Source organism: Pseudoalteromonas sp. PB2-1, assembly GCF_045040605.1.
Classification (GTDB): domain Bacteria; phylum Pseudomonadota; class Gammaproteobacteria; order Enterobacterales; family Alteromonadaceae; genus Pseudoalteromonas; species Pseudoalteromonas arabiensis.
Genome location: NZ_CP090667.1, coordinates 767,077 through 786,439, shown reverse-complemented (window position 1 = coordinate 786,439; position 19,363 = coordinate 767,077). Strand labels below are relative to the sequence as shown.

Genomic DNA, 19,363 nt, shown 5'->3' with positions numbered 1-19,363 from the left:
ATAAACGAGAACACACATGCTGACAACAAAAGAGAAAGTAGCCTACGGATTAGGTGATACCGCAAGTAACATTATCTTTCAAACAGTGATGTTATTTTTAACTTTTTTCTATACGGATATCTTTGGCATTTCACCTGCTATTGTCGGCACCTTGTTTTTGATGGTGAGGATTGTTGATGCAATTACCGACCCATTAATGGGCGCATTAACCGATGCAACACGGACTAAATGGGGAAGTTATCGCCCATATTTACTCTGGCTAGCCCTACCATTTGGGGTGATCAGTATGATCACCTTCACCACGCCAGAGTTACCTGAATCTGGTAAAGTAATTTACGCCTTTATCACTTATACTTTGCTAATGCTGGTTTACACCGCCATTAATATTCCTTATTCAGCATTGGGGGGAGTGTTAAGTGGCGATCCTAAAGAGCGCGTATCGATTCAATCTTATCGTTTTGTGTTCGGCATGCTGGGCGGCCTAATAGTTAGTGCCTGTACCTTACCGTTAGTAAACTGGTTAGGAAAAGGTGATAACGCCACAGGCTATCAACTCACTATGGCCTTGATGAGTGGCTTAGGCGTCATCTTATTCTTGATTTGTTTTCGCTTCACTAAAGAGCGCGTTACAACCCATAACAGCTCATCATTGAGTTGGAAAAACCGCATCGACACGCTTTGGCAAAATGGCCCATTTAAGGTGCTGTGCTTAGCTGCACTTATGCTGTTAACTAGTATGGTATTGCGCACAACGCTTGCAATTTACTATGTAAAATACGTACTTGGTGAAGCAGAGCTAGTCACTTACTTTGTCACTCTCGGTATGATAGGTAATATTCTAGGCTGTGCGTGTGCAAACCCGTTAAGTAAACGTGTTGATAAGAAAACTGCTTATATTTTTTTGCAATATATCTCTGCGGCAATTAGCTGTGTGGCATTTTGGTTACCAAGCGAACAACTGATTCTTGCTTTTATTGTGTACTTTTTATGGTGTTTTTTCACACAAATGGCGACCCCACTACTGTGGGCTAAAATGGCCGACACGATTGATTATGGTCAGTGGAAAACCGGCGAACGACTAACAGGGCTTGTCTACGCGAGCGTAGTATTTTTTATTAAGCTCGGCCTTGCCCTTGGTGGTGCTATCGCTGGTTGGTTACTCGCATTTTACGGTTACGAAGCGAATACTGAGCTCAGTGAGCATACGCTGTCAGGCATTTTAATTTCATTTACGCTTTATCCAGCAATTGGCAGCGTGCTTGTCGCTTTAATCATGAAGAGGTATATTCTTGATAATCAAACCGTTGAGCAAATCAGTGCCGACTTATCATTAAAACGTCATCCATAATTGGGTTTTAAAAAGGAATAATATGGCCACCATTTACGAGGTGTCGAAACTAGCTGGAGTGTCTTTGGCAACTGTTTCGCGAGTAATGAATAACAATGCGAATGTCAGTGATGCTACTCGTAAAAAAGTCACTGCGGCAATGAGTGAGCTTGGCTACAGACCAAACTCTATTGCGCAGTCATTAGCGTCGAATTGCTCGAACAGTGTTGGTCTACTTGTGTCTGAATTACAAGGCCCGTTTTATGGCCCTATGATGAGTGGTATTGAGAATATTTTTAGAAACCAAGGTAAACATGTAATCATTGCTGCCGGCCACAGCGACGAAGAGCGAGAAAAGCAAGGCATTGAGTTCCTAATAAGCCGTAACTGTGATGGCCTTATTTTGCATGTTGAAGCTGTCAGCGACGATTACTTAATCAAGCTGAGTAAGGGCCGTGTACCATTTGTACTCATTAACCGTTTTATTCCAGAATTAAGCGACCGTTGTATTATTTTAAATAACATCAAAGGTGGCTACCTTGCAGCCAAACATGTTTTAGAACAAGGCCACAAGAATATAGCCTATATCAGTGGCCCACTTTGGAAAAAAGATGCTCAAGATCGTCTAGCTGGTCACAAACAAGCACTTGCTGAATTTAATTTATCATTTAATGAACAACTGCTTTATCAAGGTGACTTTATGGAAACCAGTGGCTTTGAGGGATTAAAAACAATCTATCAACAAGGGTTGTCATTTAGTGCAGTTATTTGTGCCAATGATGAAATGGCGACTGGCGCCATCGCCAGCGCCAGAGAACTTGGCTTAGCGCTTCCAGAGCAGCTATCAGTGATGGGCTATGATAATGTATTTTTTACTCGCCACATTTATCCGCCCCTAAGTACAATTAACTATCCAATCAATGAGATGGGGCAAATGGCTGCAAACTGGATTCTTAAGCACGTTTATCAAAAGCAAACTGAGCCTCTGCAAACTATGTTTGAGCCAAGCCTTGTTGCTCGACAATCAATTAGGCACTGCCCTCAATAAGATCTGTCAGTAGACCTAGGTTAATTGGCTTTAACAGAACTTGTTCAATATCTAGCGGTTCTATTTTCTCTGGCTCAGGTTCTGCCCCACTGACAATAACTAAGGTTAAGTTGGGGTATAGTTGTTTGAGCTGTTTTGCTAAATCCAAACCGCTGCCGTCAGGCAGGTGCATATCAAGCAGCACTTTATCAAACTCAGCGTCTTCACTTAGCGTATTTAAACACGCTTCACAGCTGGCAGCGATTACCGTTTCAACCCCAAGGCTTTCTAATAAAAGCTGAGTGATTTGCGCTGCATCTGTGTCATCTTCAACTAATAAATAACGGGTACTTTTTTGAGTCATCGCCGGACTGTCATCATGCTCAATGACAGGCTCTGTTTTACCTTGGCAAATATAATGATTCAGCACCTGATAAAGCAGCCCTGAATCCACTGGCTTGGCGATCATGTCATTAAAACCAAGCGCCGACAGCTCACTTTTAACCCCTTTCATGGTTGCAGCTGTCAGTGCAATAATTGGTTCTTTATACCCCATTTTACGAAGCTCAATTGTCGCCTCTTTACCACCCATAACAGGCATGTGAAGGTCGATAAATATAATATCGAAAGCTTTACCAGCTTGTTCAGCAGCAGCAACCTTTTCAATCGCATGTTTACCATTTTCAGCGTATTCAACATCAGCCCCAGTGCTTGCGATCATGTGTCCTACCAAAATACGCAAATCTTTAAGGTCATCGACGACAAGTACGCGCCCACTGGTTGAAAGTGTTGTTAACTTTTGATGGCAGTCGGGGTTAGAGTCAAACGTCAGCAATTGACGCTCAACATCACGAATGTTGCCAGGATAAATAGATAAAGTAAATTCAGAGCCGACCCCTTGAGTGGACTCAAGCTCTATTGAACCTTGCATACGTGTGAGCAATTCAGAGCAAATAGCAAGGCCTAGTCCTGCACCACCAACATCACGTGATTCAACATCAGCAATTTGTTCGAATGGCTTAAAAATCAGAGCCTGCTTTTCGGGTGCAATGCCAAGCCCTGTATCTTTGATACTGAAGAACAGCATTTCGCGCTCATTAACCCATGCAGTCCATGCACGCACAACGATCTCACCTTGGTTAGTGAACTTAATTGCATTATTAATAATATTAATGAGGATTTGGCGAAGACGAGTAGCATCAGAATTAATAATTAAAGGCAGTGCCTGTTGTGACTCAAACCTAAGCGATAAGCCCTTATCTACAGCTGACACTCGCATTAAAGTATATACGTCAGCCATTAAGCTATCGAGGTTTACATCACAGCAGTTGAGCTCTAACTTATCTGCCGCAATTTTCGATAAATCGAGTACATCATTAAGTAAGCTCAATAGGTGCTTACCATTTCGGTAAATGACCCCAAGTTCATTATGCGCGTGCTGGTTTTTTTCGCTTTGCATCAACAGTTCGGTATAACCTAATATTGACGATAAAGGCGTGCGTAACTCATGACTTAAATGCGCTAAGAAGCGATCTTTCGAGCGATTTTCAGCTTCAGCTTTCAAACGTTCAACACGCTCATCTTCTACATCCCGTCTGGCTAATGCATAACGAATTGCACGGGCAAACCGACTTGAACTCATTTCGTTCTTAACTAAGTAGTCAACAGCGCCTGCATCAAGTGCAGCAGAGTCTAAGGTGTCATCCGATTGACCCGTGAGCATAATGATAGGGCCACGGAACCCATTAGCAACCGCACTTTTTAATACTTCAAGTCCATCAGAAGCACCAAGTCTATAATCCAATAAACAAATATCGTGTTTATTTTCACTCAACACGTTAACGGCTTCTTCAGGGCAGCTAAGCCATTCAACATCGAATGTATGGGAACCCAATTGCTCTAAGTAATCACAAGTTAGAATATAATCATCTTCATCATCTTCAACTAAGAGTAGTCGGGTTACCTTATCTAACATTTGTTGTCCTTTTTAGTCGTTTAGAGGGGTGGGTAATTCAACAAACTCAACCCAATACTTACCGAGTGTTTTCATCAAATCGACCAAACCATCGAAGGTCACAGGCTTTGTGATGTAAGAAGCGGCGCCTAAGTCGTAACCTTTAACCATATCTTCTTCTTGCTTTGACGTAGTTAAAATAACAACTGGAATACCTTTTAAGTTAGGGTTTGATTTAATCGCTTCTAATGCCTCTCGCCCATCCATCCGCGGCATATTTAAATCAAGCAGAATAAGCCCAGGCCGAGGAGAGTTCTGCTTATCACTAAACTTCCCCTTTCGCTCTAAGTATTCAAGTAATTCAACACCATCTTCGACAAAAAATAACTCATTAAGAACGCGGCTTTCTGCAAGCGCATCTTGAGTTAATAAACGATCGTCTTCATCGTCATCAGCCATTAAAATGGTAATAGGTTTAACTTTGTTAAGTGGCATCTAAGCCTCTCCTTGTAATGTGAAAAGCGAAGCTTCCACGGGTAATTTAAGAATGAAGGTTGCCCCTTCACCAACGCGACTACTCGCTATAATTTCTCCACCATGACGCTCAACAATACGGCGACACACAGACAAGCCGATACCTGTGCCTTTGTATTGCGAGCGGCCATGTAATCGCTGAAATGGTACAAATATTTTTTCGAGATATTCTTCCGAAAAGCCAATACCGTTATCTGATATGGTGATAACTTCCCATTCAACATTACTATTGTGGTTCGGACTAAACTCTTCAATACGCTCATAATCAATGCTAATAAGCGGGGAGACATTTTCACGTCTAAACTTCACTGCATTGGACAAAATATTTAAGAATAGCTGTATCATTTGACTTGGGTCAGCCTGAATATGCGGCAGAGTCATTACATTGACTTCAGCGCCAGCTTCTTTAATAGCGATTTCTAAATCATCCAGCACTTCATCGACAATACTATTTAAGTCTGTGTCTGTGAAATCTTTACCCCGCGTAGTCACGCGTGAGAACTCAAGTAAATCATTTATAAGGTTAGACATACGCTGAGCGGCATTTTTCATTCGGCTGATATAATCAATGCCTTTTTCACCAAGTTCATTCTTAAACATACTCTCAAGGCGATCGCTAAATGCTTGAATTTTTCGAAGCGGCTCTTGCAAATCATGGCTGGCTACAAAAGCAAACTCTTCAAGCTCTCTGTTAGAGCGGCTAAGCTCATCAGCATAAATCGTCAGTTCTTGAGTACGTTCATCAACTTTAGCGGCTAAGCTTTCATTTTGTTTTTCTAATTCTAAGCGGTATTTAGCAGCATTTTGTAGGTTCGTTCGCGCTAAAATAAACATACCGATTAACAGTAAAGAGCTGGTCACTGCCGTGATAGCAAAAGTGATCTTAGCTTCATTTTTAATCTCAGAAAGGATAGCAAACTTTTCTATTTTAAAATTAAGTTCGCGCATTTGAATTTCATTAACCGCGGCACGAATGGCTTTATACAGATCACGGCCTTTATCTGTAAGTAATAACCGACGCGCTTTCACGTCTTTATTTTCGAGGGCAAAATCGGTTGTTTTAGCCATAACTGCCACTTTGTCGTTTACTAAATGGATAAGGCGTGCAATACGATCAGCCTGCCCAGGTATTTCTGAGTGTAAGCTCTTAACAAGCATAATTTGCGCTTGCATCGTAGCCATTGCATCCGTGTATGGTACTAAATAGTCCTCACGGTCTGTCAGCAAATAGCCCCGCTGCCCAGACTCAGCCTGTACAACTGACAAGTGTAATTGCTCAATAGCTGTGTTTAATGAATTTGTGTTATCAAGGCTACTCTGTGTGTCGCTCAAAGAGCGTATGCTATTAATTGCTAAGAATGCATTCGCCACAACGATACACAAAACAACACTGATAAACCCTGCCCAGCTAACTGTTATTTTACCCTTTTGCTTATGCATTTTTTTCCTAGTTTCTATGCTGCTTACTCACCGGAATGAGTGTCACTTATTTTTTGTAGTTGCTCGCTACATTGCTGGCAATTAATAATTATTTTATCAAGGGCTGCAAGTGCTTTATCTTTCGGCATATCATTTTCTAATACGAGCTTAACTAACTCTGCATTCATCGAAATACGGTTTAAGGGAGCACGCGCATCGTGCACCAACTGACGTAAAGACTCGTTATTATTCATAGTATTCCTTTGTTATTTATATTCGCCAATGCCTCCATAAGCATTCAAACGGTTATACAGTGTTTTTGTGCTGATCCCTAACATTTGGGCCGCAATTGTCTTGTTACCTTGTACTTTATCTAAAGTCGCATGGATCAACTCTTTTTCAACTTCTTCAATCGTTTGCCCTGCCAGCACTTGATTGTTTGCTTCGGCTTTTTTATTTACCCGTGAAAATGGTGACTCTAGTGAGTCAGGCAAGGTAATAGTGCTTCCTTTTGGATCACTCATAATAAATGCACGGTGGATAGCATGGCGCAATTCGCGTACATTACCAGGCCAGTCATGCCCTTCAAGTACCTTTATCTGACTTGCTTGCCATTTAAAGCTGGTTCCATTTTCGTCATTTAGTTGATCTAAAAATGCCTCTGCGAGCAATGGAATATCTTCTTTTCGCTCGCGCAGTGGGGGAATATCAATTGGAAAAACCGCCAAACGAAAATAAATATCTTCGCGGATCACGTTATTTTGTGCAAGGTCGGTTAACGTTCTATTGGTTGCTGAAATAACACGACAATTTACAGCCTGCTCTTTGGTACCACCAACACGTGTGACTCTTTTGCTTTCAAGTACACGTAATAAGTTTGGCTGCATATCAATAGGCATTTCTGTTACTTCATCTAAAAATAACGTGCCCCCTGCCGCTTGCTCAAACACCCCTTCTTTACGAGCTACAGCTCCCGTAAATGCGCCTTTTTCGTGACCGAATAATTCACTACCAATCAGTTCTTTCGAGAATGCACCACAGTTAGTCGCAACCAAAGGACCATCGCACTGCGTGGCGTTGTGAATTGCTTGTGCAACCACTTCCTTACCAGCCCCACTTTCACCCATTAGCATAACGTTAGCCGATGTTGCCGCAACCCGCTCAATCATCGTATAAAGCTTTTGCATAACCTCTGACTCACCAATTAGGGTGCCAAAATGACGCTTAATACTTGGTGTTGCTTTTTTCTTACCACTGGCTTTTTTAGGATTTAAAACCCGTTCTATATCTTCACGTTGCAGTGGTTTTACAAGGTGCCCTACATTGGGCTCACACATTTCTGCGAGCTTACCTTTCACTGACGGATGACCCGAAATTAAAGTAACACGAGGCGATTGACCAATTAGTTTCAAGTGCTCAAGCAAGTGTAAGCCGCTGCCATCTGGTAGCATAAAGTCTAAAAAGACATGATCAAATGTATTGTTCTCAAACCACTGCTCTGCTTCTGTAAGATTTGCGGCTGTGTTTATATTATGACCTAGGAACTCTACAATGTGACATACAACTTCACTAAACTCGCTATCATCATCAACTAAAAGTACGTTTAACATATTAATTCCCTAAGCTTTTTCAACCATTCTACGCAATTATTTGAAAATGAAAACTACCTGCGTCGAACTACAAACCAATACTTTTAAACTATATTACCCTACAAGTACCACTTTAGGGTAAGTTTAATTAAACTTTTATAACCCTGTATGATGCAGTTCTATAGATTAAGCCAAGCTGTATACTATGAAACTATTAAGAAAAGTTACCCACCCTAGTATTAATGACGAAAACAAAAGTCAGTTCACCCGTGAAACCGCCCGTGCGATCGTTTTAAAAGGTGAAAAAATCCTCCTGCTTTACACAGCTCGCTATGATGACTATAGCTTACCTGGTGGCGGAATTGACACAGGTGAAAGTATTGAAGAAGGATTAATACGCGAACTACAAGAAGAAACAGGAGCACAAAATATTAAGATAAAAAAGCCACTTGGTCTCTATGAAGAATTAAGGCCTTGGTATAAAGATGACTTTGAGTGTATACACATTAAATCCTACTGCTACTATTGCGATATCGATGAGCAGTTGGCTCTGCCAAAAATGGAGCACTACGAAATACAAAATGGCATGCAACCCAAATGGGTAAATCTCCACGATGCAATTGCTCACAACGAAACCACAATGGCAATGAGCGAGAAGCAAGGTTTGTCGATTCAGCGAGAAACTTTTCTACTTAAACTCATCGCTAAAACTATATAAAAATAATCCCATTAAATTATGGCGTTACTGTTCTTGGATTAACATAAAAACGCCATAAACCCAGAAGATTACTCAACAGGAAAACGGTTTCCATGACCACCGCAACAGGCGAAAAAATAAGTAAGTTGTGCGTGATCCAACAAAGAGTACCCAACACCATCAAGCAACGAAGTAATAGATCTTTGCTCTGAAATGAGGCATATGTTTGAACTAGAGTCGCAGTCAGTGCAATAAAACTGAACCAACTTTGCCATGTAATAAGCACTGCAAAAACACTTAAAGCCATAAAGCCGTACATTACCCACTGCTTTCGAGCAAAAATGCAGTAGCCGTAGCGTAGAGCAGCTATCAGCATCAGTGCCGATGCACTTAAATTATTGAGTAACAAAAAATGTATCGACGTTAGCAAAACCGAGCTAAACAAACACATTAAAATAATTTGCCGAGATTTAAACTGGAACGAGGCTAAATCGAGCAAAGTAGCAACAGCAACCAAACATTGCGACAAAATAAACATGACGACTCCTGAAAAAACAGCAGTGTAATGCGCCGCACTCTATCGCGCCTTAACTTAAGTTAAGACGCTTACGAATTCGTGATAATGAAATAGCTGAAATACCAATATACATTGCCACTTCTGTTAGGCTCAACTGAGCCAACCAATGGGGCTTTTTAGCAAGTAAGTATTCATAACGCTGCTGTGGGGAATTGAGTAATAAAAAGGCTTCTTTTGCTTCTTTGAATAACAACTGCTGGGTAACAAGTTGCTGCTTCATCATTTGATTCAAAGGCTGCTCAAGTAATGCTAGCGGTACTTTTATTACTTTAGCGTCACGAATGACTTTAAGCTGATAAAGAGCTGGCGTGTGTGTTAACCAATTACCATAAAGCAATGCAAATTCGTCTTGAAAGTAAAACTCTTTGCACTTTTGCCCACCATTTTCACTGGCGTGGAGTGCCCCGAGTACACCCGATAAAATAAGATAGCCATGAGTTTGCAGCGCTCCTTGCCTTAAAAGCACGTCATCACGCGCATAACGTTTTGTTGGATAGCTCCCCGCTAATTGGTGCTTTAATTGCTCTGCAAGTTGCTGGTAGCTATCCCCTAGTTCAAGTAACTGCGTTTCCGTCAATCTTGCCATCCTTGCATTAGCAACTGAGTGATCTTTGCTGCGCTCAGCCCATCACGGTTAATAAATTTTTCTCCGCACCAAAGGGGCGAAAAACCACTATCATTGTTTGCTTCTGCATGAGTTCGTAATGCCGTAATTGCGATAGATGCATAAGGAAAAGGAGGCACATGTTGAGGAGTCGCGCCTAACTCTTTCATCACTCTATTCGTTATCCCTCGTGCTGCACGGCCTGAGAATAAGGTCGTAAGTTCAGTACTGCCTGCTTGCTGAGAGATTAATGCTTGGCGGTGTAACGAGCTTGTTGTCGCCTCTTCAGTCAATAAATAAGCACTCCCCACTTGCACTGCAATCACGCCTAACTTTTGATACAAACTCACATCCTCTGGTGTTGCAATGCCCCCCGCTGCAATTGTTGGAATATCAAGTTCGACACACGCACCAACCAACTCTTGAGTAGTCAGCTGTAATGATAAATCCATCGATAAAAAGTGACCTCGATGGCCACCAGCTTGTAGTCCTTGAGCTATTACAGCATCGGCACCGTTTGCAACCAACCACTTGGCTTCTGCGAGTGTAGTTGCTGATGAAAGCACCGTGCCACCCCATTCTTTAATTTGCGAAATGATTGCCGCTTCAGGTAAGCCAAAATGAAAGCTGATCACAGGCGGCTTATAAGGTGCTATTACATCAATAACCTCTTGATTAATTGGCTGACGTGAAGCCACTGTCGAAAGTGCTGATACATCAACATTAAATTCCTCTAGGTAAGGAGAAAGTAAGGTATGCCAAGCAGCTTGCTGCTGTTTCGTATAAGCTGGTGTATGGTGGCAAAAAAAGTTTAAATTATAAGGCTTGTCAGTGGCATTACTTAAATACTCAAGCTCACTTATTAATTGCTCTTTTGATAGCATTGCACAAGGTAAAGACCCTAGCCCACCTGCTCGACACACTGCCTCTGCTAACTTTGCATTTTGCACTCCAGCCATAGGGGCTTGAATAATCGCCAACTCTGTATCGAAATATGATTTTTTCATTGCCTCTCCTTGTAAGTTTTGCATCTGTTTGCAGTTTTTACATAACCTGCTCATGAGCATTCAAATAAAGATAAAAATTAGCTATAAAAAACAAACAGATAAATAAATATAAAAGTGGTGTTCACCTTGCACGTTACCCTTTACATTTTTTGTAAGGAGATAATGATGACTGACACTGTAACCACAATCAATCCGACTACAGAGCAAGCGCTCGAAACATATACTCTCTTGTCTTTAGAGAAGGCGCAAGCAGAAGTAGACAAATGCCATGAAGCCTTTGAGAGCTGGCGCAAAACATCATTAACCAAACGGGCTGAGCATCTCAATAAGCTCGCAAGTGTTATCGAATCAAATAAGCAAGATATTGCACAGCTTATGACAGATGAAATGGGCAAGCTTTATCAGCAAGGTTTACAAGAAGTTGAGCTATGCGCTGCTATCTGTCGCTATACTGCTGAACAGGGCCCAAAAGTACTAGCGGATGAAAAACGTGACATGCAAGGCGGCCATGCAATCGTTACCTATCAGCCAATAGGGGTTATTTTGGGTATTCAACCTTGGAACTTCCCGCTTTACCAAGTTATTCGTTATGCCTGTGCAAATATTATGGCGGGTAATACGACTGTATTAAAGCATGCTGGCAATGTATTTGGCATGGCTGAAAAGATAGAGCAGCTCTTTGCACACGCTGACTTCCCTGACTATTGCTTTAAAAACCTTTTAATAGATGGCAAAACGGCCAGCGAATTAATCGAGCATAAAGCGATTCGTGGCGTTACGTTCACAGGCAGTGATGGCACTGGTAAAAAGGTTGCTGAACGTGCAGGAAAATATGTGAAGAAAACCGTCCTCGAACTTGGTAGTAACGATGCCTACGTTGTACTGGATGATGCTGACCTTGAAACTGCCATTAGCGCATGTACGCAAGGTCGTTTGATAAATAATGGGCAAACCTGTGTGTCTGCAAAACGCTTTGTGGTTGTCGATGCGCTTTATAGTGATTTTAAAGCAATGATCAAAAAGCAATTTGAAAATACAAAAATGGGTGACCCTAATGAGAAAGATAGCGATTTAGGTCCAATGGCTCGTGAAGACTTACGCGACAAGCTACATCAGCAAGTCAAAGAGTCTATTGAAGCAGGTGCAGAGGCTGTGGTGGGAGGCGAAATCCCCGAACGTGAAGGTTTTTATTACCCTGCAACCTTACTTGAAAATATTAAACCTGGCATGCCAGCGTATGATGACGAACTGTTTGGCCCTGTTGCATCTCTTATCAAAGCCAAAGATAACGACGATGCTATGCGCATTGCAAACGACTCCCGCTACGGTCTAGGCGGTGGTATTTTCTCGAAAAATGAAAAGCAGGCTATTGAGCTTGCCAAACACCACTTTGATACAGGCATGGTCAATATCAATGGCTATGGCTTGGCGCAACCAAATCTGCCTTTCGGAGGCGTAAAAGATAGCGGTTATGGCCGTGAGCATGGCGGTTTTGGATTACGCGAATTTGTGAATATAAAAACAGTTATGGTCAATGAATAACAACAAGGGCTCAATTGAGCCCTTTTCTTTTACTTACTATTAGTATTGCTTTAATCATCGAACATGGGAACTTGGTGCTTCGATGCACTGGGCATTTTTAATTCCTCAACTGCCACATCTTCATCTATTTGCTCGGTTTGTTTTTGATTACACGCATTGGGCTTATAAACCAGCTCAGTAAGTAAAGCAAAGTGATCTGAGCCATACTTAGCCAACCGCTCAATGCGTTTTACCGTAAAGTCATTACTGTGAAATAAATGGTCGAGCGGCCAGCGCATAAAGAAATACTCAGCATGAAAAGTATTAAAGAAACCGCGACCTTTACGTGGGTCTAAAAAGCCAGAAATCTTCATAAATAATCGTGTTGTACGAGACCATGCCACATCATTTAAATCACCGGCGACAATGCAAGGACGGCGTAACTTTTTCAGTGCTTTAGCAAGAATAATAAGTTCCGTATCGCGCGTGCGAGAGCTGTCTTCTTCAGTTGGACTAGGTGGTGCAGGATGAATAAAGTGCCCTTGCATTTCAACACCATCAGCGTCTTCAAATAAAATATGAATTGAAGGAATATCATCTTCAATCAACTCACAAATTTGATAACGTTTTATTTTATACTTACTGTATAGATGCATTCCGTAGCGATTATCTTTAGGACAATATATTCGGTGTGGGTAATCGCCCTCAAGTCCTTTTAACTGCTGCTGCCAAGTGATGTCAGATTCGAGCGTGATAAATAGATCGGGTTGGTGCTTATTAACTAATGAAATGAGCGCTTCATAGCGATCATTCGACATCAGTACATTAGCCGACATAATACGAATGCTGTGTTCAGCATCCTTGGAACTGGCTAACACCTCTTGCTTAGCAAATGGTGTATAAGGGTAAATCCACTTTCCTTGCAGTAATAAAATAATAATACTTAAAATGACACAGCTAAGTGTTAGAAACGACCATTGGGATACAGCAAGGTAGCTTGAAACCGCACAACAAAATCCTGCCAAGTAAAACACTTGTAACCTAACAAAGTCACAGCTACGCACCAAATAATGCTGGCAATATGACATAGGTAATAAGGTGATGATAAGTAATAGCGTCAATTCACCGGTTAAAACATAAATCATATTGCTCCCACGTTTAGTTATCTGCTCAAAATAGAAATGATTTCTCGCGTATCTTCAACTAAGCGTACCACTGTCCCATCCACTTGGATAGAAATAAGACCATCTCTGTCGCGAGACTTAATGACCTTACCATGGCGATAAATATCACGATCTAGGATATCTCCTTTACGGTATTTTTTCTGCCAGCCTGGTGGGAGTTCTCCACCGCTAGCAACTTTCTTTTCCAAGCCTGGTGGTAAGCTCTTTCCCTTATTTTTCTCTTTATTCTTGTCTTTAGCCTGCACACCAGTGGCGATAACAGCTAAGCCCACAGCAAAAACCATTAATAGCGTTCTCATATGAATGCTCCTTTTAGTAAACCTTTTTAAGCCTAGCAATGAATGCTGAACACGCAGTGAAATTTCATAAATAAAGCCGCATGAGTGAAGTGAGCGGCTTTAAACATGATTAACGGTAGCGCGAAACAATGGATAGAATTTCACGCGTATCGTGAACAAGATGAATAAGGCGATCGTCAATTTCTATCGCAATGATGCCATTTCTATTACGGCGTTTGATTACTCGCCCATGACGATAAATATCACGGTCTAAAATATCACCATGATGGTAGCGTTTATACCAACCCGGCGGTAAACGACCACCATGCCCTACTTTCTTATAAAGACCAGGCGGTAAGTCACGATAACTATAGCGATCATATTTATCGTAATGTTCATGATGCTTATGATGTTTTTTATATTTATAGTGTTTTTTATGTTTATGATGCTTTTTACGTTCGTGTTTGTGCTCATATCTATCATGATCACGATCATGCCTAGCACTTGCTTCTGCAGGTATTAAACTCAAACCTAACACAGCTAAAGAGATAGTAATTATTTTGTTCATAATAGAGACCCTCTACGTTTGCTCTTGTTACAAAAGCCTAACGTTTGCGACTGAATCATAGATGAAGGATTACAATTAAAAAACCTTATTCCTTACATATCAACAAGTTAGAAAACCAACATTTACACTTCTTTAAACTTAAAGTGCGCTCTGATACTTATTATTGCTCTTTTTGAATCAAATACCTCTTTCATGGTAATCGCAGGAAGATTACTTAAGTAAAGCCATTGACCTCGAATACTTTTACCTACTTCAAAAAGCAGTTACCCTCTATTTTTTGTTGTAATTAACCTAAAGGCGTTCATGAAATTATTATTCCTCCCAGCACTCACTGGCTTACAACTTTTAAGTTTACAGTCATATGCAGCGACAACTGAACTTGAGTATATTACGACAACTGCCTCTCGCACAGAAGTGCTTGCCGATCCTCTGCCCGTTGTCGTGAGTAATATTTCAAAACAGCAATTAGCACTCATTGCGCCAACCCATATTGAACAAGCCCTTAAGCAAGTTGCTGGTGCAAATCTTCAACACGGCAATGGCCAAGAGTATTTACCCGCTTTACGTTCGCCTGTTTTTTCTGGTGCCGGTGCATGCGGTGGCTTACTTACGGCTGAAGATGGCATACCGCTGCGTGCTGCAGGCTTTTGTAACATTAACGAGTTATTCGAAGCACACACAGAAATGGCCGAGCGTATTGAGGTATTAAAAGGCCCAGGTTCTGCACTTTATGGCTCAAATGCAGTGCATGGGGTGATCAACGTGATCACCCCTGATTCGACCTACGATCATAACCGATTTGGTTTTGATTACGGCTCGTTTGGCTACACTCGTTATAAACTAGGTTCTGGCCATGATTTTGGTCAACAAGGTGTTGGCATCAATGCCAGTATTACTCGCGATACCGGCTATCGAGATGACGAAGGGGTTGACCAAGAAAAAATATCATTACGCCACCGTTTCGATGGTGCAAACTTAACAGTTAATAGTGGCTTGACGTACACCCACTTAGATCAACACACAGCAGGTTATATTGAGGGCTTTGAAAGCTATAAGGATGAGAATATTGCGCAATCAAACCCAAACCCTGATGCCTTTCGTAAAGCACGTTCTTTACGTATATGGTCAAAAATAAATTGGTCTAGGGATGAGAATAATACCTTTACGTTTACACCTTATATTCGTGACCAAAGCATGATCTTTTTTAAACACTTTTTACCAGGTACACCGCTTGAAGAAAATGCCCAGCAAGGTGTTGGTTTGCAATCAAGTTGGCAACATAAGTTAAGTGATTCAAGTCATTTAACTATGGGTTTTGATGGTGAGCTTACTGATGCTGATTTTTTACAATATCAAGATAGCCCAACTGAAGGCTCAGCATTCTTAGTTGCTACAGTCCCTCAAGGAAAACATTACGATTATCAAGTAACAAGTACCTTATTGGCGCCCTTCATTAACCTTGACTGGCAATTGAATGACTTACTCATTAGCCTTGGCGGTAGATACGAACGTATGCGCTATGATTATCAAAATCACATGCTCGCTGGACGCACTAAAGAAGACGGAACAAAGTGCACAATGGGCGGGTGTCGCTACTCTCGCCCTGCAAGTGGTGTTAATCGCTTTACTAACTTTTCGCCGAAGCTTGGCTTAAGCTATCAATATGCTGATAACCAGTTTTTCTACGCCAATGCATCTGAAGGTTACCGAGCCCCGCAAGCGGCAGAGCTTTATCAGTTGCAACGCGAACAAAATGTGGCAGATCTTAAGTCTGAAATAGCTAAAAACTTAGAGCTTGGTTTAAAAGGCCAACAAGCAAAGCTGCATTATGTATTTAGCATTTACGCTATGAACAAAAAGAACACAATTTTCCGCGACAGTGATTTTTATTATGTCAATGATGGTCAAACTCAACATCGTGGAATTGAGCTTGAGCTTGCCTATGCCATCACATCAAGCCTATCGATGCAGTTTGCCGCGAGCCATGCCAAGCATACTTACAGTTACAATCAAGTGCTCGGCGGGATTAATATCAATGGCAACCTCATCGATACCGCACCACGTAACATCGCAAACTTGCAGCTACTTTGGCAAGCAAACGACATGACACGTATTGGGCTTGAGCTGCACACCACTAGCAGCTACTTTACAGACCCCGAAAACCAGCACAGCTATGAAGGCCACTCTCTTGTTAATTTAAGAGCCGCATGGCAACTCACTCCTAAGCTTACGGTGACTGCGCGAATTAATAACCTTACTGATGAGCATTATGCAGAGCGCGCTGACTACACAACCTTTAGCGGCGACCGTTACTTTCCAGGTCGGCCACGCAATGCAATGTTATCAGCAAGTTACCAGTTTTAAGTAACCGCATTATTTTGTTAGCTGTCTCATAGTTGGCACACGCTGTTTAGTAATTAGGTATGATAGTAATAACTTTTACCTAATCGACTGAACAGCGTGTCATCCTCTCAAAACCTAATTAACAAAGCGCTATTAGTACTAGGCATTTTTCTGATTGCGGCTTGCCTACGCGCGCCGATTACTGGCATTGCTCCCGTACTCGAACAAATAATTGAGCAGTTTCACTTTACGGCTTCTCAAGCGGGTATGCTGACTACATTACCACTCATCGCCTTTGCGATTGCTTCTCCGATGGCTGCTGGGCTTGCAAAAAAATGTGGCCTTGAGCTGTCGTTGTTTATTGCCCTGCTCTTGATAGGCGCAGGCGTGATGTCACGCATCGTAGATTCTGCCAATATTTTGTTTATAGGCACCGCAGTCATTGGGGTCGGTATTGCAATTGGTAATGTTTTGTTGCCAAGCCTGATTAAACGTGACTTTCCGCATAAAGTTGCAGTGATGACATCAAGCTACGTGTTGGCAATGGGCATATTTGGGGGCAGCTACTCAACACTTATCATTCCACTTGCAGAGTATAAAGAACTAGGCTGGCAGATAGCACTGGCAAGTTACGCGCTGTTAGTTCTACTTGCTGTGGTAGCTTGGTTACCGCAACTTAGACAGCACACCATGCCCAAAGAAACATCAATATCGAACGCGACACAAAATAGAGTCTGGCATTCGTCATTGGCATGGCAAATAACGCTTTTACTTGGCTTTAACTCGTTTTTCACTTATATCATGCTTGGCTGGTTACCGAGTATTTTGGTTGAAGGTGGCCATAGTGCGCAACATGCAGGCGCACTACAAGGGGCTTTCCAAGCCGCTTCTGCGCTGCCAGGTGTTGTACTTATTCCATTACTTGCAAAGTTAAAAGATCAACGCATTCTTACGCTAAGCCTTGCCCTATTAGGCGCACTTTGCTCATTCGGGTTGCTCACTGCACCTAGCTTTGCCTTACTTTGGTCTATTACTTTAGGCTTTTGTTCAGGTGCCTGTTTTATTTTGGGTTTATCGTTTGTCAGCTTGCGTACACATAATGCACTACAAGCAGCGGCACTCTCTGGGATGGCACAATGTATCGGTTATTTATTAGCAGCAACAGGGCCTATTGTTGCAGGCGCATTACATAGCTACTTTAATAGTTGGGCCGGCGCACTTTGGCTATGTATTGCATCAAGCCTGCTGTGTGCTTTGTTTGGTTACTTAAGTGGCCGAAATATCACTATCGGCCAACAGTAAAAATAAAATCGCAGCTATTTAGGTGTGGTTTCAAAGGCGCTCATATTATTTAGGTTATCTAGCCAAGGCTTGTGTGAGCGATACCAAATATGGGCTTTTGGAATAAGCTCATCAGCTTGCTCTACTGCACCGAGTCGTAAGCCATAAACACGTTCGCCTTCGCCCACGGAAGTAGCGTACAAGGCCGTACCACAGTTAGCACAAAACCCTTGTGCTCGCTGATTGCCACTTTCAGCAATTTTTATATATTCTTTTGGTGCAGCTGCTGTGAAAGTCACCGCATCAGGTTTAGAGACAACCACAGTACGAAAAGGCGCACCCGAGATAATTTGACAGTCAGTGCAGTGACAGTTTATCACTTTATTTTCATCAACTTCAGCACGGTATGTAACTTCACCGCAATGACAACGACCGGTTATGTGCATATTAAACTCCCTCTTTATTTACTGGATATCGATTAGCCAGCTTGATGCTATTTAAATCATTAAAACGCACTCCGTACTGTTTCATAACAGGACGTATTTTTTTACTAATTAACTGGCGAATATAAAAGGGTTGATTAGGCACAAAATGATGAATAGTGTGAGTGCGCCCAAAGTCAAAGCAAAACAATTGAAATGGTAAAAACCAACGGCTACTTATAACATGTGTTTGCTCAAGTACATTATTAACTCCACCATAGTAATGCATAGAAGAGGTAACAAGGTTAAGTGATATTGAGCGAATGATATTTGGCAATATAAGAACAACCATGAGAAATTCAGCACCAGCAAGCAAGTGAGCGCCCCATGTTGGTAAGGCAAAAGGGCTAAAAAACTGCACACCATAATAACCAACCAAACCATATAAAATAGCAAAGTATGCTGTCGCGATCGGAAACCCAGCATTAAATACTCGAAAAAACTTAAAGCCTCTAATTTCTTTACTAAAGCGTTGACTATTAATTAGCAAACCAAGTAGCCCGTCACTGATCACAACCGCTCTTAAAAAGGGGTTTTTGATACCATTGCCAACAAGACGCTCTTCTAAATCTTGCTCGGTTCCTGAAACTTTGTGATGGTGTAAGTGAATTTTACGCCGATACCAAGGATTTACTGTATTTGGGCGCATTAGCCACACTGTTAACATCATAAAATTATGTATAAGCGGCTGTTTGCTAAAGTATTGCTTGTGAATGAGATCGTGCTCAAGTTCATGGGATATTGAGGTGATAAAAGCGGCTAAAATAATGCATAACCAAGCGGGGATGAATGCGTAATAATAAAGTTGCGCAACACCAACTAGAGCAGATAATGATAAAAATAAAATACCTAGCGCAATGCCATTTTGTTTTTGCAACACTGGATACCGTGCTCTAAGTTGCTGCTCTTCAACTTTTATAGCAGCAACAATCGCTTGAATATTTTGCTTTGCGGTTAATTTTGACATACAT

The 19,363-nt window shown here is 41.7% G+C and carries 19 protein-coding genes; 6 read left to right on the top strand and 13 right to left on the bottom strand.

The annotated features are described in order from the left end of the window. The first annotated feature begins 16 nt into the window (after positions 1 to 16). Together L0Z67_RS03710 and L0Z67_RS03705 are read left to right on the top strand one after the other, a co-directional pair. Entirely contained in the window at positions 17 to 1,348 is a 1,332-nt protein-coding gene (locus L0Z67_RS03710; RefSeq protein WP_405128464.1) for a glycoside-pentoside-hexuronide (GPH):cation symporter, read from the top strand. A 22-nt stretch (positions 1,349 to 1,370) separates the two neighbouring features. Continuing rightward, positions 1,371 to 2,375 carry a LacI family DNA-binding transcriptional regulator gene (locus tag L0Z67_RS03705; RefSeq protein ID WP_237128123.1) on the top strand — a complete coding sequence of 335 codons (1,005 nt, stop codon included), beginning with the start codon at positions 1,371 to 1,373 and terminating at the stop codon, positions 2,373 to 2,375. Here the strand turns inward: L0Z67_RS03705 and L0Z67_RS03700 are convergent. The 5 genes from L0Z67_RS03700 to L0Z67_RS03680 are packed head-to-tail and all read right to left on the bottom strand — an operon-like array spanning position 2,356 to position 7,871. Then, positions 2,356 to 4,329: a response regulator gene (locus tag L0Z67_RS03700; RefSeq protein ID WP_062570165.1), complete on the bottom strand. Its 1,974-nt coding sequence runs from the start codon at positions 4,327 to 4,329 to the stop codon at positions 2,356 to 2,358. The two genes, L0Z67_RS03705 and L0Z67_RS03700, sit on opposite strands and share 20 nt — an antisense overlap. Positions 4,330 to 4,341: 12 nt before the next feature. Next, positions 4,342 to 4,803, bottom strand: coding sequence for a response regulator (locus L0Z67_RS03695; protein ID WP_062570164.1), 462 nt, complete (start codon positions 4,801 to 4,803; stop codon positions 4,342 to 4,344). Further along, complete coding sequence (locus L0Z67_RS03690) at positions 4,804 to 6,282, bottom strand: CHASE3 domain-containing protein (protein WP_405128463.1); 1,479 nt, start codon at positions 6,280 to 6,282, stop codon at positions 4,804 to 4,806. It abuts the gene before it with no gap. A 23-nt stretch (positions 6,283 to 6,305) separates the two neighbouring features. Continuing rightward, positions 6,306 to 6,515, bottom strand: a complete 210-nt coding sequence (locus L0Z67_RS03685) for a hypothetical protein (RefSeq protein WP_062570162.1) — start codon at positions 6,513 to 6,515, stop codon at positions 6,306 to 6,308. Positions 6,516 to 6,527: 12 nt separating this feature from the next. Next, a complete protein-coding gene (locus L0Z67_RS03680; protein WP_405128462.1) occupies positions 6,528 to 7,871 on the bottom strand; it encodes a sigma-54-dependent transcriptional regulator in 1,344 nt (447 codons plus the stop codon). 184 nt (positions 7,872 to 8,055) lie between these two features. On the opposite strand from L0Z67_RS03680, the gene L0Z67_RS03675 reads away from it, so the two are divergent. Then, positions 8,056 to 8,568: an NUDIX hydrolase gene (locus L0Z67_RS03675; protein WP_405128461.1), complete on the top strand. Its 513-nt coding sequence runs from the start codon at positions 8,056 to 8,058 to the stop codon at positions 8,566 to 8,568. 16 nt (positions 8,569 to 8,584) lie between these two features. Here the strand turns inward: L0Z67_RS03675 and L0Z67_RS03670 are convergent, their stop codons facing one another. The 3 genes from L0Z67_RS03670 to L0Z67_RS03660 are packed head-to-tail and all read right to left on the bottom strand — an operon-like array spanning position 8,585 to position 10,735. Then, positions 8,585 to 9,085, bottom strand: coding sequence for a YgjV family protein (locus L0Z67_RS03670; protein ID WP_237114849.1), 501 nt, complete (start codon positions 9,083 to 9,085; stop codon positions 8,585 to 8,587). 49 nt (positions 9,086 to 9,134) lie between these two features. Next, complete coding sequence (locus tag L0Z67_RS03665; RefSeq protein ID WP_405128460.1) at positions 9,135 to 9,710, bottom strand: Crp/Fnr family transcriptional regulator; 576 nt, start codon at positions 9,708 to 9,710, stop codon at positions 9,135 to 9,137. Beyond that, positions 9,698 to 10,735 (bottom strand): NAD(P)H-dependent flavin oxidoreductase, encoded by a 1,038-nt coding sequence (locus tag L0Z67_RS03660; RefSeq protein WP_405128459.1) that lies wholly within the window; start codon positions 10,733 to 10,735, stop codon positions 9,698 to 9,700. Before L0Z67_RS03660 ends, L0Z67_RS03665 begins: the two co-directional genes overlap by 13 nt. 165 nt (positions 10,736 to 10,900) lie before the next feature. Between L0Z67_RS03660 and L0Z67_RS03655 the strand changes: the two genes are divergently transcribed. Beyond that, positions 10,901 to 12,277: an NAD-dependent succinate-semialdehyde dehydrogenase gene (locus tag L0Z67_RS03655; protein ID WP_405128704.1), complete on the top strand. Its 1,377-nt coding sequence runs from the start codon at positions 10,901 to 10,903 to the stop codon at positions 12,275 to 12,277. A 50-nt stretch (positions 12,278 to 12,327) separates the two neighbouring features. On the opposite strand, the gene L0Z67_RS03650 is transcribed toward L0Z67_RS03655, so the two are convergent. The 3 genes from L0Z67_RS03650 to L0Z67_RS03640 form a co-directional block, all read right to left on the bottom strand. Continuing rightward, positions 12,328 to 13,401 (bottom strand): endonuclease/exonuclease/phosphatase family protein, encoded by a 1,074-nt coding sequence (locus L0Z67_RS03650; RefSeq protein ID WP_405128458.1) that lies wholly within the window; start codon positions 13,399 to 13,401, stop codon positions 12,328 to 12,330. Positions 13,402 to 13,418: 17 nt separating this feature from the next. Beyond that, complete coding sequence (locus tag L0Z67_RS03645; protein WP_062570154.1) at positions 13,419 to 13,739, bottom strand: hypothetical protein; 321 nt, start codon at positions 13,737 to 13,739, stop codon at positions 13,419 to 13,421. Between the two features lie 109 nt (positions 13,740 to 13,848). Then, positions 13,849 to 14,286 carry a hypothetical protein gene (locus L0Z67_RS03640; protein ID WP_062570153.1) on the bottom strand — a complete coding sequence of 146 codons (438 nt, stop codon included), beginning with the start codon at positions 14,284 to 14,286 and terminating at the stop codon, positions 13,849 to 13,851. A 303-nt stretch (positions 14,287 to 14,589) separates the two neighbouring features. Between L0Z67_RS03640 and L0Z67_RS03635 the strand changes: the two genes are divergently transcribed. Together L0Z67_RS03635 and L0Z67_RS03630 are read left to right on the top strand one after the other, a co-directional pair. Next, on the top strand, positions 14,590 to 16,650 hold the full coding sequence (locus L0Z67_RS03635; RefSeq protein ID WP_405128457.1) for a TonB-dependent receptor: 2,061 nt from the start codon (positions 14,590 to 14,592) through the stop codon (positions 16,648 to 16,650). A gap of 87 nt (positions 16,651 to 16,737) precedes the next feature. Then, a complete protein-coding gene (locus tag L0Z67_RS03630) occupies positions 16,738 to 17,931 on the top strand; it encodes an MFS transporter (protein ID WP_405128703.1) in 1,194 nt (397 codons plus the stop codon). Between the two features lie 14 nt (positions 17,932 to 17,945). On the opposite strand, the gene L0Z67_RS03625 is transcribed toward L0Z67_RS03630, so the two are convergent. Next, positions 17,946 to 18,356 carry a GFA family protein gene (locus L0Z67_RS03625; RefSeq protein ID WP_193988363.1) on the bottom strand — a complete coding sequence of 137 codons (411 nt, stop codon included), beginning with the start codon at positions 18,354 to 18,356 and terminating at the stop codon, positions 17,946 to 17,948. Position 18,357: 1 nt separating this feature from the next. Beyond that, the gene (locus L0Z67_RS03620) at positions 18,358 to 19,359 is read right to left on the bottom strand and encodes a fatty acid desaturase (RefSeq protein ID WP_405128456.1); all 1,002 of its coding nucleotides are present in this window, start codon (positions 19,357 to 19,359) and stop codon (positions 18,358 to 18,360) included. Between the last annotated feature and the right edge of the window lie 4 nt (positions 19,360 to 19,363).